Annotated in this window: 10 protein-coding genes; 8 read left to right on the top strand and 2 right to left on the bottom strand. The window is 65.1% G+C overall.

All coding sequences use genetic code 11. The features are described 5' to 3' along the window. Nucleotides 1-9: 9 nt before the first annotated feature. From G6P99_RS33630 to G6P99_RS33600, 7 genes are all read left to right on the top strand, one after another. Complete coding sequence (locus G6P99_RS33630) at nt 10-1866, top strand: TRAP transporter large permease subunit (RefSeq protein ID WP_029078860.1); 1857 nt, start codon at nt 10-12, stop codon at nt 1864-1866. A gap of 12 nt (nt 1867-1878) precedes the next feature. Then, nucleotides 1879-2862: a hydroxyacid dehydrogenase gene (locus tag G6P99_RS33625; RefSeq protein ID WP_029078859.1), complete on the top strand. Its 984-nt coding sequence runs from the start codon at nt 1879-1881 to the stop codon at nt 2860-2862. 161 nt (nt 2863-3023) lie between these two features. Next, the gene (locus tag G6P99_RS33620; protein WP_245284541.1) at nt 3024-4220 is read left to right on the top strand and encodes an ABC transporter substrate-binding protein; all 1197 of its coding nucleotides are present in this window, start codon (nt 3024-3026) and stop codon (nt 4218-4220) included. Nucleotides 4221-4238: 18 nt separating this feature from the next. Continuing rightward, a complete protein-coding gene (locus G6P99_RS33615) occupies nt 4239-5096 on the top strand; it encodes a branched-chain amino acid ABC transporter permease (protein ID WP_035976315.1) in 858 nt (285 codons plus the stop codon). Then, nucleotides 5096-6895 (top strand): ABC transporter permease subunit, encoded by a 1800-nt coding sequence (locus tag G6P99_RS33610; protein WP_029078856.1) that lies wholly within the window; start codon nt 5096-5098, stop codon nt 6893-6895. Before G6P99_RS33615 ends, G6P99_RS33610 begins: the two co-directional genes overlap by 1 nt. Further along, nucleotides 6876-7622 carry an ABC transporter ATP-binding protein gene (locus G6P99_RS33605; RefSeq protein WP_029078855.1) on the top strand — a complete coding sequence of 249 codons (747 nt, stop codon included), beginning with the start codon at nt 6876-6878 and terminating at the stop codon, nt 7620-7622. Before G6P99_RS33610 ends, G6P99_RS33605 begins: the two co-directional genes overlap by 20 nt. A gap of 143 nt (nt 7623-7765) precedes the next feature. Then, entirely contained in the window at nt 7766-10897 is a 3132-nt protein-coding gene (locus G6P99_RS33600) for an adenylate/guanylate cyclase domain-containing protein (protein WP_051346052.1), read from the top strand. Here G6P99_RS33600 and G6P99_RS33595 read toward each other — a convergent pair. Further along, on the bottom strand, nt 10818-11489 hold the full coding sequence (locus G6P99_RS33595) for a methyltransferase (protein WP_051346051.1): 672 nt from the start codon (nt 11487-11489) through the stop codon (nt 10818-10820). The two genes, G6P99_RS33600 and G6P99_RS33595, sit on opposite strands and share 80 nt — an antisense overlap. A gap of 13 nt (nt 11490-11502) precedes the next feature. After that, nucleotides 11503-11970, bottom strand: a complete 468-nt coding sequence (locus G6P99_RS33590; RefSeq protein ID WP_165125052.1) for a hypothetical protein — start codon at nt 11968-11970, stop codon at nt 11503-11505. A 216-nt stretch (nt 11971-12186) separates the two neighbouring features. Here G6P99_RS33590 and G6P99_RS33585 point away from each other — a divergent pair, with 216 nt between their 5' ends. Beyond that, nucleotides 12187-13479, top strand: a complete 1293-nt coding sequence (locus G6P99_RS33585) for an MFS transporter (RefSeq protein ID WP_029078853.1) — start codon at nt 12187-12189, stop codon at nt 13477-13479. Nucleotides 13480-13555 lie beyond the last annotated feature (76 nt).

The following is a 13555-nucleotide window of genomic DNA, read 5'->3' as shown; positions in this document are numbered from 1 at the left end:
GGTCGACGCATGTCGGTCGCCGCAGTCGCGACGAGAAGCAGCGCTGAGCGGATCACGGCGCCGCTGCTTGCCGCCAGCGACGCGATCGCCGCGATCCTGCTCGCTGCGGATCTCGTGGTGGTCTGCGTGTCGGTGCTGGCGCGCTTCCTGTTCAACGCGCCGGTCGAGTGGTCCGACGATGTCGCCCGCGGCCTGATGGTCGGCTCGAGCTTCTTCGGCGCGGCCAGCGCGCTCGCACGCAGCGAGAATCTCGGCGTCGCCTTCTTCGTCGACATGCTGCCGACGGGCGTGCGGCGGGTCGTCGATGCGGTCGGTGCGCTGCTCGCCGCCATCATCGCCTTCTACGTTGCATTCAACGCCATCAAGATGGGCTGGCTGACCACCGGGCAGACCTCCGGCTCCGGCCTGCCGCTGGAATGGACGTTCTATCCGATGGGCGTCGGCGCCTCATTTATGACGATCTTCGCGTTCGAGACGTTCTGTAGCCGCCCGCTCCGCGACATGGTGGCCGGCATCGTCGCAACGGCCGTCATCGTGGGCCTCTATCTGGCCTGGGATGCGCTGGCGCCGTCGTCCGTGCCATCGTCGCAGGCGCTGATGCTGGTCGGCTTCTTCCTCACTTTGTTCGGCGGACTGCCGATCGGCTTTGCGCTGGCGCTGGCGGCGCTGATCTTCATCTGGGTCGAGGGCACGCTGCCTGGCGTGATCTTCGCCCAGCAGATGGCGCGCGGCATCGACAATTTCGTGCTGCTGGCGATCCCGTTCTTCATCCTGGTCGGCTATTTGATGGAAGCCAACGGCATGTCGGTCCGGCTGATCGAGCTGCTGCAGCGTGCGGTCGGGCGGATGCGCGGCGGGCTCAATGTCGTGATGGTGATGTCGATGGTGCTGTTCTCCGGCATCTCCGGCTCCAAGATGGCCGATGTCGCCGCGGTCGGTTCGGTGTTGATCCCGGCGGCGCGCCGCTCGCGGCAGAATCCGGGCGGGGCGGTGGCGCTGCTCGCGGCTTCCGCTGTGATGGCGGAGACCATTCCGCCCTGCATCAATTTGATCATCCTCGGCTTCGTCGCTAATCTCTCGATCGGCGGATTGTTCGTCGCCGGCATGTTGCCGGCTGCCCTGATGGCGCTGGCGCTGATCGCGGTGTCAATCATCTTCGGCAAACGCCCTGCCGGGAACGTGGAAACCGAGCCGCGCGCCGCAGTGTCGGGGCTGTGGACCGGCGCGATCGCCTCGGTCGGGCTGATCTTCATGATCTTCTTCGGCTTCAAGAGCGGCTTCGCCACCGCGACCGAAATCTCCGCCTTTGCCGCGGTTTATGCGATCGCCGTCGGTAGTCTCTTGTTCCGCGAGCTCGGCGCGAAAAGCCTCGCGCACTGCTTTGTGCAATCGGCTGTTCGTTCGGGGCTGGTGCTGTTCATCGTCGCCGCGGCGCAATCGCTGGCCTTCATCCTGACGCTGCAGCAGGTGCCGCACGCGGTCGGCGACCTCATGCTGGCGATCTCGGGCAGCCACGGCGTCTGGCTGTTCATGCTGCTGTCGATCCTGGTGCTGGTAGTGATGGGCTCGGTGCTCGAGGGCGCCGCGGCGCTGATCATCTTTGGGCCGCTGCTGCTGCCGGTCGCCGTCAAGCTCGGCATCGATCCCCTGCATTTCGGCGTCGTGCTGGTGATCGCGATGGGGCTCGGGCTCTTTGCTCCGCCACTTGGCCTTGGGCTCTATGGCGCCTGCCTGATCGGCAATGTGCCGATCGAGCAGACCGTCAAGCCTATCGCTGGGTATCTCGGCCTGCTGTTGTTGTGCCTGCTGGTGATCGCCTTCGTGCCGGCGATCAGCACGGCCTTGCCGCATGCGCTCGGCTATTAGGGGAAGAGAAGCGTGAAGGTACTGCTCGCCCATACCCCGCAAATGCGCCGCGACTATTACGGCGAGCGTAGCCTGAACGGCCTGCGCGCGGTCGCCGACGTCAGGCTGCATGACGGCAACGAGGCGCTCGACGCGGCTGCGCTGGTCAGGGCCGCGGTCGATGTCGACATCATCGTCGCCGACCGCATGACGCAGGGGCCGAGCGAAATCTTTCCGCGCCTGCCGAAGCTCAGCGCCTTCGTGCGCTGTGCGGTCGATATCCGCAACATCGACGTCGCGGCGGCGTCTGCCGCCGGCGTGCTGGTGACGCAGGCGAGCACCGGGTTCGTGCAGTCGGTCGCCGAGCTCGCGCTCGGCTTCATGGTCGATCTGTCGCGCGGCGTCTCGCGCGCGACCGCGGACTACCATGCGGGCAGGGCGCCTGAGGTCGTGATGGGTCACCAGCTTGCGGGAAGCACGGTCGGCATCATCGGCTATGGCAGCATCGGGCGCCATCTTGCCGGGATCGCAAAAGTGCTCGGCATGAATGTGCTGGTCGCGGATCCCTTCGTGACGTCAGACGATGCCGCGATCCGGCATCTGCCGCTCGACGATCTCCTGGCAAGCGCCGACTATGTCGTCTGTCTCGCGATCGCCAACGCAGAGACCGAGAATTTGATCGGGCAAGCCGCACTGGCGCGGATGCAGAAGCATGCATTCTTCATCAACCTGTCGCGCGGCAACCTGGTCGACGAAGCGGCGCTGGCGGCCGCGCTGCGCGATGGCCGCATTGCCGGCGCGGCGATCGATGTCGGCCGTGCGCCCGACCAGATGCCGACGCCGGAGCTTGCGAAGCTGCGCAATGTGATCGCAACGCCGCATGTCGGCGGCCTGACCCCGCAGGCGATCGAGCATCAATCGTCGGAAACCGTGCGCCAGGTCGCGAAGATCATTGCCGGCGAGATACCTGTCGGCGCTGTCAATGCCGAGCGCTGGACGCGGCGGCCGCGGCCATGAAAGTTCGACTGATCCCAATGCCGTCCGCGGGACTGGACAAGACCTTCACATCCAGATCAAACTTGAGCTTGCAAAACCGCGGCCGTGAGCGCGCGGACAATCAATCAACGGACGTCCCGCAGCAAACGACGGGCGCCGAGAGGGAAACAGGGAGGCATCACATGGCCATTTCACGCCGTGACGTTTTATTGGGCAGCGCCGGCGCACTGGGCGCCGCATCATTCTCCTTCCCCGCTCCTGCGATCGCACAATCGGAACCGATCAAGATCGGTTGTCTCGCGGCGATCACCGGCCCGAGTTCGGCGCCGACCGTCGGTTTCAATCGCGGCGTCAATTTCGCGGTCGACGCCATTAACGGCGCCGGCGGGGTGAAAGGCCGCAAGATCGAGCTTGTGATGCGCGATACCCAGGGCGATCCAACCAAGGCGGTGAACGCCACGCAGGAGCTGATCAGCCAGGCCAAGGTTCATGCGATCTGGGGCCCGCTGAATTCGGGCGAGGCGCTGGCCACGACACCGATCATGGCGCGCGCCAAGATGCCCGACCTGCACCCCTGCGTCGTCGAGACCCTGATCGATCCGGTCAAGTTCCCCAATGCGTTCCGCATCGCGCCGTCAAACAATCAATGGGACGATGCCGTGCGCAATTACTGCCTGAAGATCCTCAAGGTGAAGAAGGTCGCTGTGATCGGCGACACCACCGGCTACGGCGTCACCGCGGTTGGCGCGTCGGTCGCGGCGTTCAAGAAGGACGGCGCCGAGGTGGCCTATCAGGCCAACATCGACGCCACGCAGCCCGACATGACGCCGGACATGCTGCGCGCCAAGAACGCCGGCGCCGAGGCGATCGTGGTGTGGAGCGTCTCGACCGGCATGGAGGCGCGCATGTTCAACACCCGCGCCGCGATGAACTGGGACGTTCCCTTCGTTGGACACCCGTCGATGGCTTCCGGCGAGCTTGCGAACCTGGTTGCAAAACCGGAGAACTGGAAGAAGGTCTATGCGATCGGCTACAAGAGCTGCAGCTATGACGGGGGCGGCAAGCTGCCGGCGAAGAGCGCGGACCTGGTCGCGCGCCTGACCAAGGCCAATGTCGCGCTGAACGACACGCTGTTGTGGTGGATCGCGGGTGGTATCGACTGCATCGAGCTGATCGCCAAGGCGGTCGCGGAAAGCGGCTCGACCGACAGCGCCGGCATTATCAATTACTGGAACTCGCTGTCGACCTATCCCGGCTATTTCGGCAATTTTCGCTTCTCGCCGACCCAGCATAACGGTTACCTGACCGAAGAGATCGTGATGTCGGAGGCCTCTACCGCCAAGGACGGCACCTTCGCGCTGGCGCCGGGATACACATAGAAGGGCGGGGGCGAGCCGATGCTGGCCTCGATCCTCGCATCCGGTCTCGCGGCGGGCGCGATCTACGCGCTGGTCGGCGTCACCTACAACACGATGTTCTCGACCTCGCGGGTGATGAGCTTCACCGCAGGCCAGCTTGCGATGCTGGGCGGCGTGTTCGGCTCGATGTTCACGCTGAAGCTCGGCCTGCCGATCGCGGTCGGCTTCGTGCTGACGCTGCTGTGCTGCGCCGTGATGGGGATCATCACCGAGTTCGTCGCGGTGCGGCCGGTGCTCAAGAGCCTCGACCAGCATCTCTACGTGCTGTCGACGCTCGCGGTCGCGCTGATGATCCAGCAGGTCACGGCGATCAAATGGGGCACCGAGCCACAGCCGTTCCCGCGCATCGTAGGATTCGGCGAGGGCGTTTGGGACGAAAAATTCTGGCTGCCGGTCGCCGCCTGCGCCGTCACTATCATCGGTCTCGAATATCTCTACCGCCGCACGCTGGTCGGCCGTGCGTTCCTCGCCATCGCCGAGGATAATTTCGCGGCACGCGCGCTCGGCCTGCCCGAGCGCAATCTGCGTGTCGCAAGCTACGCGCTCGCCGGCGTGGTCGGCGGCATCGCCGGATTTTCCGGCGGGCAGCTGCTGCTTGCCTTCTTCGCCAATGGCGCGCTGCTGAATTTCTACGGCTTCGTGCCGGTGGCGCTCGGCGGGCTCGGCAACAACAGAGGCGCGATCATCGGCGGGCTGGCGCTCGGCCTGTTCCAGCAGGCGGCGAACTTCCTGGTCGGCGGCATCTTCTCCTCGGTCGCGGTGTTCACGCTGTTCATCGTGGTGCTGCTAGCGGCTCCCCAGGGGCTGTTCGGCGCCTCGACTGCGCGGAGGGTGTGATGACATCGGTCGCCGCCGCTCCGCCCCGAACCGACAGCATCGCATGGCGCGCCGCGCTGCCGCACCTCCTGCCGTTCCTCGGCATTCTGGTGCTGGCCTTGCTGCTGCCTTTCGTCAGCAATGATTACTGGGTGCTGATCGGCACCCGCGCGGCGATCTACTGGGTGCTGGTGTCTGGCCTCAACCTGGTGGTCGGCTTTGCGGGCCATCTTGCGATCGGCTATGTCGCGCTGCTGACGCTCGGCGCCTACACCACCAGCGTGCTGGTCGCCGGCAATATGATGCCGGCCATTCCGGTTTTCGCCGCCTTGCCGATCGCAGGCCTCATCGGCGCGATCTTCGGCGTGATCGTCGGCCTGCCGGCGCTGCGCCTGCGCACCTTCTACTTTGCGATGTCGACCTTGGGCTTTGCGACCATCGTGACCCAGATCGCGCTGGCCTGGCAGAGCGTGACCGGCGGCGGCATCGGCATTGCCGGTCCCGAATTCCCGGCGCCGTTCAACACGCCGTGGGGGTTCTACGGCCTCTGTATCGCTTTCGCGGTCGTCACCACGTGGATGAGCGCCAATGTCGCGCGCAGCCGGTTCGGCCGCGCCTTGATCGCGGTGCGCGATGCCGAGGTTGCAGCCGAAGCCAGCGGCATCTCCAAGCCGAAAATGCTGATCGCGATCTTCCTGTTCGCCGGTGCGCTGGCGGCGATCGCCGGCGGATTGTTCGCGACCTTGCAGACCTACATCACGCCCGACGCCTTCACCTTCGATCTCTCGGTGCTGTTCTTCATCGCGATCCTGATCGGCGGCCGCGGCTCGATCCTCGGCCCGATGCTCGGCACCATCATCCTGACCATCCTGCCGGAGATCGCGGCGCCGCTCGCGGCCTGGTCGACCTTCCTCTATGCGGTGCTGCTGCTCGTGATCGTGCTGGTGATGCCTGGCGGCATCGCGGCGCTGCTCGATTTCCGCAACCGTCGCCCGCTCGCCAGCAACCGCGCCATCGTGCCCCGCCCGGCCGCGCTCGCCGCCATCGTGCGCCGGCGCGATGGTGGCAAGACGCTGCAGCTGCGCGGCATCGCGCTGAGCTTCGGCAATGTGAAGGCGATCGACGGTCTCGACCTCGACGTCGCGCCCGGCCAGATCCACGGCCTGATCGGGCCGAACGGCAGTGGCAAGACCACGACGCTGAACGTGATCTCGGGTTACTACGCCGCGAAGGCTGGCAGCATGACGCTCGGCGATGAGGTGCTGGCCGCGGGCCAGCCGGTGATGCGCGCCGCCTGCGGCATCGCGCGCACCTTCCAGACCCCGCGCGTGATCGGCGAAGCCTCGGTGCTGGAGAACGTCATGATCGGCGGCTCGATCGAGGGTAGCGCCAATTTCGTCGAGGCGATGCTGGCACTGCCGCGCAACGGTGCGGACGAGCGTCTGCTTGCCGCCAAGGCGCGGGCACTGCTCGGCGTCGTTGGCCTCGAGGCGCTTGCCGATGTGCGCGCCGACCGTTTGCAGCACAGCGAGCTACGCTTCATCGAGATCGCGCGGGCGCTGATGCTCGATCCGGATTTCCTGCTGCTCGACGAGCCGGCGGCGGGCCTCTCCAATGACGAGATCAAGCGGCTCGCGATCCTGATCAAGGCGGTCTGCGCCCGCGGCACCGGTGTGCTGCTGGTCGAGCACCATGCCGATCTGATCTTCGACATCTGCCACCAGGTCACCGTGCTCAATCTCGGCCGCACGCTGGCGGCGGGAACGCCGGCGGAGATCCGTGTCCACAAGGAGGTCGTCAGTGCCTATCTCGGCGGCTGAACCCCTGCTTAACGTGAGCGCGCTGGAATCCGGCTACGGCAAGATCCGCGTGCTGCACGGCATCGACATGACGATCGCCGCCGGCGAGGTCGTGGCGCTGCTCGGTCCGAACGGCGCCGGCAAGACCACGCTGCTGCGCGCGATGTCGGGACTGTTGCCGGTCACTGCAGGGCGGGTCCGGTTCGGCGGACGCGACATGACCAACGCCTCGCCGCGCGATGCCGCGCGGGCCGGTCTGGTGCACGTGATCGAGGGGCATCGCGTGTTCACGCAGATCTCGGTCACCGACAATCTGCTGCTCGCCGGCTACGACCTGCCGCGCGCCGAACGGACTGTACGCATCGAAGAGGCGTTGGCGTTCTTCCCCGAGATCGCCGAGAAGCGCCATGAGCGCGGCGGCGCGTTGTCGGGCGGGCAGCAGCAGATGCTGACCGTGGCGCAAGGCCTGGTTCGCCGCCCCCGGGTCCTGATGCTGGACGAGCCCTCGGCCGGATTGTCGCCGGTGCTGGTCGATCGCGTCCTCAATGTGATCGGCCGGCTGCGGGAGCAGGGCACCTCGGTGCTGCTCGTCGAACAATTGTTGGAGAAGGCGCTGGCCTGTGCCGATCGGGTCTACGCGCTGGTGCAGGGTGCGATCGCGCTGGAGGCGCCGACCGGCGAAAGTGACCTCGCGCACAGGCTCGAGCGCGCCTATTTCGGCCATGAAAGCCACGCGCTGGGTGCTTGAGCCCGCCTTAACCCGTCTGCTTAAAGGTAAGACTTGGCGCCGGACGCCGATTCTGGCTTCATGAGGCCTCATGCGGCCGGCCCCCCGATTGTGTTAGGATGTGCCGGAGCCTGTAAACGGACGGGATCGGGAAGGTGGTGTGAATGCTGTGCCCGGCCTGTCAAGCCGAGACCCTGACCGAAGATGGCGTCTGCCGGTCGTGCGGGCTGAATTTTTCTGCCGTCTGCCCGAATTGCCGGCATCCCAATCTCGAGGCGGCGCGATTTTGCAGCGCCTGTGGTGAGCGTCTGGGCCAGGTCCAGCCGGTCGGCGAGCGCAAGGTCGTCACCGTGATGTTTGCCGACATCGTCGGCTCCACCGAGCTGATCGGGGACAACGATCCCGAGCTGGCGCTCGATCGCCTGCCGCCCGCGCTGGCGCGGATGGGCAATGCGGTCCAGCAGTTTCATGGCACCATCATGCGCAGCATGGGCGACGGATTGATGGTGATCTTCGGCGTTCCGCACGCGCAGGAAGACCACGCGCTCGGTGCCTGCCAGGCCGCGCTCGCCATGATGCAGTCGTCGCGGGACAACGGCATCGTGCTGCGCGTCGGCATCCATTCCGGCGAAATCGTCGCGGGCGTGCCCGACAAATTCACCAAGGAGCAAAGCGTCTACGGCGCCGCCGTGCATCTGGCGAGCCGGCTCGAGCATATGGCGCAGCCGGGCGACATTTGCGTCACGGAGTCGACTTTCAAGCTGGTGCAGGCATCTTGCGATGCGCGTGCCCTGGGCCACCAGAACGTGAAGGGATTTCCGCGGCCGATCGGCGTCTACCGGCTGGTCGGCATGAAGCCGTCTCGCGCGCCGTTCCGCGATGCCGTCGTCGGCACCTATCGGGGGCGCGATGCCGAGCTTGCCATCCTCCATGAGGCATTTGCCGGAGCCGAGCAGGGCGCCGGCAAGGTGATCGGAATTTCGGCGCCGCCAGGCCTCGGCAAGAGCCGCCTGTGCTTCGAAATTGCCCGCAGCGTCAAGGAGCGTCTGGTGCCGGTGCAGGAGGCAAGCGCATCGCCCTACGACCATTCCGGTCCGCTGCAGCCGCTGCTCGAATTCTTCCGCAACTTCTTCCGGATCGCCTCGAGCGACGATGCGGAGACGGCGCGCGCCAAGGTCGCGGCGCGGATCGAGTCATCGGTCCCCCACTTGATGGACGACGTGGCGTTGCTCGCCGATTTTCTCGGCATCCGCGACACGAAATCGCCGGCGCCTGGGCTGGATCCAAAGACGCGGCATACGCGGCTCGTCAATCTCGTCGCAAGCCTCGTACGTGACGGCACGCGCACACCGTCGGTGATCATCATCGAGGACATCCACTGGCTCGACGAGGCGAGCATCGAGTTCGTCTCGGCGCTGGTGAATGTCGCGCAGGTCAGCCGCGCCCTGATCATTCTCACGTACCGGCCGACCTATCATGCGCCGTGGCAGGAGGGGCCGGGATTCCACGAAATCCGGCTCGACGAACTGCGCGACGAGGATGTCTCCGCGCTGATCAGCGACATGATCGGCGATCATCCATCCACGGCCGCAATCTCCGACCGCATCGTCGAACGAAGCGGCGGGAATCCGTTCTTCGCGGAGGAGTTGGTCCGTTCGCTGATAGACAGTGGCGATCTGACCGGCCGGCCCGGCGAATACGAGATGTCCGGGCAGGCATCGCCCGAGACGCTGCCGGCTACGGTCCAGACTGTGATCGGCGCACGCATCGACCGTCTCGCGCCGATGGACAAGGAAGTGCTGCAGGTCGGCGCCACGATCGGGCGGGAATTCCCGTTTTCAGTGCTGGCCGAAGTGGCACGTGCAAGCTACCACGATCTCGTTGGCATACTCGGCCGATTGTCGCATCTCGAGTTGATCCAGGAGGTCGCCAGCGAGATCGAGCACGATCGATACGCGTTCCGCCATCCGCTGATCCAGGAGGTCGCCTATGCGATGCAGCTGCGCACCCGCCGCGTCGAACTGCATCAGGCGGTCGCGAGCGCGCTCGAGCGATTCTACCATAACCGGCTGGGCGAATACGCCAATTTGATCGCGTATCATTTCGAATCGGCCAAGGATTTCGGATCCGCGGCCAACTACCTGGCCCGTTCGGCGAGCTGGATCGGCACGACCAATTCGCGGCTGGGCATGAAGTCGTGGCTCAAGGTTCGGCTGTTGCTGCAATCGCTGCCGCGCTCGCCGGAAACCGATCGGCTGCGCATGCACGCATCCGGTCAGGTGTTGATCCTTGGCTGGCGCGAAGGTATCAGCGCCGAAGAGGCTGCCCCGTTCTTCCGCGAGGCGTTGGCTGCCGCGCGGGACCTCAAGGACTCGCTCTGGGAGGTCCTGCTGCTCGCCGCGTTTGGCCGGGTCTCCGCCGGTACGGGCTCGGCGGACGAATATGTGAGGCAGCTGCTGGAGGCGATCGAGGTCTCCGAGGACCCGAGCATCAGGACGATGATGCAGGTGTTCCTGTGTCAGGCCTACGGCTATGCCGGCAAGCTTCGGGAAGCACTTGCGGCCGGCGAGACGGCGCTCAAGCACATTGCGAGCATCGAGAAGGCCCATGAAGCGCCGCTCGGCTTCAATGTGGAACGATGGGTTGAGGGTCTGCATGCGCGGTTGCTGGCGCGGACGGGCAGTTTCGATGTCGCGCGAGAGAGAATCGCCAAACTGGTCGCCAGCGAGAGCGGCCATCCCGATCCGGCGGTCCTGTTCATTCCGCATCATGCCGGAGTCGAGATGGCCTGGCTGACGCGGGACGAAAAGCTTGCCGATCTTCACAGCCTGCGTATCGAGGAGATCGCCAGGAGAAACGACACACCCTATGTCGCGGTGTATGCGAGCGTCTGCCGCGGACTGGCGCTGTCGCTGGCGGGGGAACACGTTGCGGCGATCCAGAAGATTGAATCGGCGATCCGGCTCGCGCGGGAGGCTTTCGCCGGCCTCGAATATGAAAGCGACATGCTGGCATTCCTCGCCGAGATTCATCTGAGGAGTGACAGCCTGGCCGCGGCCTTCGGCGCCGCTGAACAGGGGATCGCGGTCGCGAGGGAGCGGCGGGCGCGGCTCGCCGAATGCCGCTCGACGCTGGTGCTGGCGCATGTGGTCAACGCGGATAGCTTGCGCTACCCGCAGTACCGGTTGAGCGAGCTGCTTGCGCGGGCCCGGCTTCTCATCGAGGAGACCGGCGCCTCACCTTATGAACGCCTGTTCCCGGTCGTGCAGTCGTCGTCCTGCGGACAAGAAGCGTGAATTCGGGCATGCCGTAATCGGCGACCGTTTCGACGTGACCGAACTGCTCGCAAAACCGGATCCAGCGCTCCGGCGCGATCCGATAAAGCCCGGTTTCGGCGCGCCCTTCGTCACGCGGCAGCATGAAGTTGACGGCGAAGCCGATCCGGCTGTGGGCCGCAAGATCGGCGAGAATCGCCTCGACATACGTTTCCCACGCTGCGACCGGATGACCGAGCCGGACGTTGAATATCCCGCTTGCCAGAGAATAGTCGGCGAGTGCGCTGCACTGCGAACCCTCGGCGAACACGGCCTTCGTGTTGCCGACCCAGCGGGCGCGGGCGGCCGCGATCATCGCCGGCGAAATGTCGATGCCGCGATAGGTCACCTCGGCATCGCCATGCCGCATTGCCAGGAACTCCAACAGCGCGCCATAGCCGCAGCCGAAATCGTTCAGGCTGAACGGCTGCCCGAAATCGCACAGCTTCACGAGCTGCACGAAGCGCAGATACTGCGAGAGCACGTTCGGCCAGTCGACCCCGAGCGGGGTCGGGCCGTGACGCTCCAGTGTTCCTGAATAATAGTCGCGAACCTTGGCGTGCGGATCGAGCATCGCCGAGGTCAGGTCACTTCTTGCGCGCGCCGGCCTTGGGGCGGTTGGCGTTGATCATTGGCATCGAGATCGTGAGAAAAGCCAGAGAGGAGAAATTGAAGACGTGATCGCCTGAAGTCACCTTCACGACGCCCTTCGGAGACTCCGCCGGGTGCGAGGTAAAGTGCACCGACAACGGCTTGCTGCCCTCGAGATTGTCCTGCAGCGATGCGATGATCTGATCGTGTCCGCTCAGCTTCGTTGCCTTGCCGTCGACCGACGCGCCCGTCTTCTTCAGCAGGCCCAGAAATTTGAAAAACCCCTTGCGATCCGCATCGCTAACCGGCGCAATATTGAGCAACTTGAAGGACGTCTCCAGCGTATGTTGCGACGAGAAGACCTTGAACTCCTTCTGAAACTGGACCATTTCGGTCAGGGCTTCTCCAATAAGCCGGGAATTCATCTGTTGCAGAACGTCGGGGACGTAACTGTCGGCAACCAATCCACCCATTGTGTTCCTCCTGAAAAAGCCATGATAGCCCGCTTCCCGGCTTCCGGCTAGCTGTGAGCGGATGGCTGTCCGATGGTACAACCACCGGTTCGCTCCGCTGTCTATGAATTGCTTCACAGAGTTGACCGTGCATGATGCAAAGGCAATGCTTTTCGTGAGCCCCCCGGTCCGGTTGGCTTCTTATCCATCCCATTCCACAGTGTTGCCATGCGACTCCCCTTTTACTACGGCTGGATCATCGTCGCGGTGACCTTCGTTACCATGGCGATCGGCGTCAACGCGCGCACCGCGTTCTCGCTGTTCTATCCGCCGATCATCTCCGAGTTCGGCTGGGAGCGTGGTGTCACGGCGGGGGCATTCTCGTTCGGCTTCGTCGCCTCGGCGATCGCAAGCCCGCTGATCGGCCGGCTGATGGACCGCAGCGGTCCGCGCGCGGTGATGGAGCTTGGCGTGCTGCTGATGGGCTCAGGGCTGCTGCTGGCGCCGCTGACCACGCAACCCTGGCACCTCTATCTCACGATCGGCGTGCTGGTCGGCTCCGGCAGCGTCTGCCTCGGCTATTCCGGCCAGTCGCTGTTCGTGCCGAACTGGTTTATCCGCCGCCGCGGGCTGGCGATCGGGCTCGCCTTCGCCGGCGTCGGCATCGGCTCGGTGACCCTGCTGCCATGGGTCCAGCACATGATCGAGCAGACCGGCTGGCGCACCGCCTGCACCGCCATGGGGATCGTGGTCCTGGTCGTGTTGGCGCCGATCAATCTCTTGCTGCACAAGCGGCCGGAGGATATCGGCCTGCAGCCGGACGGCGATGCCGCGCCGACGGCGACTTCGGCCAAGCCGGCATCGAACATCGTCGATCCGGTGTGGGCCGGCACCGACTGGACGCTGTCGCGGGCGCTGCGCACCGCGCGGTTCTGGTGGATCGCGATCGGCTATTTCTGCGGGCTGTACATCTGGTATGCGGTGCAGGTGCACCAGACCAAATTCCTGCTCGACATCGGCTTCAGCTCCAATGTCGGGGTCTGGGCACTCGGCGTCGTCAGTCTGCTCGGCATTCCCGGCCAGATCTGGCTCGGGCATCTCTCCGACCGTATCGGCCGTGAATGGGTCTGGGCGATCGCCTGCTTCGGCTTCGTGATCTGCTTTGCCGCGCTGGCTGCGCTGAAATACTGGCCGAGCATGGCGCTGATCTATTTGATGGTCTTCACTCAGGGCGCGCTCGGCTACGGCCTGACATCGGTGATGGGGCCGGTGGTGCTGGAGATCTTCCAGGGCAGGCATTACGGCAGCATTTTCGGTACCGTGATGCTAGCTGCATTGGCCGGCGGGGCTGCCGGTCCCTGGATCACCGGCCAGCTCTATGATCTGTCGGGGAGCTATACGAGCGCGTTCCTGCTCGGGATCGCCGTCAGCCTGCTGTCCGCCTTCGCGATCTGGCAGGCGTCGCCCGGCAAGGTGCGCGCGGTCGCCGGACAAATACACAAGATCGCGAGCGCGGCCTGAGCCTGGAGCCTTTTCCGTTCCGATGGAATCAGAACGGGGCCCTAGATTCTTGTTTTGACGCGTTTTCTTCACGCGA

The organism is Bradyrhizobium sp. 6(2017) (assembly GCF_011058295.2).
Taxonomy (GTDB): domain Bacteria; phylum Pseudomonadota; class Alphaproteobacteria; order Rhizobiales; family Xanthobacteraceae; genus Bradyrhizobium; species Bradyrhizobium septentrionale.
The sequence above is the reverse complement of the archived record's forward strand: the minus strand, read 5'-3'. Positions and strand labels throughout refer to the sequence as shown.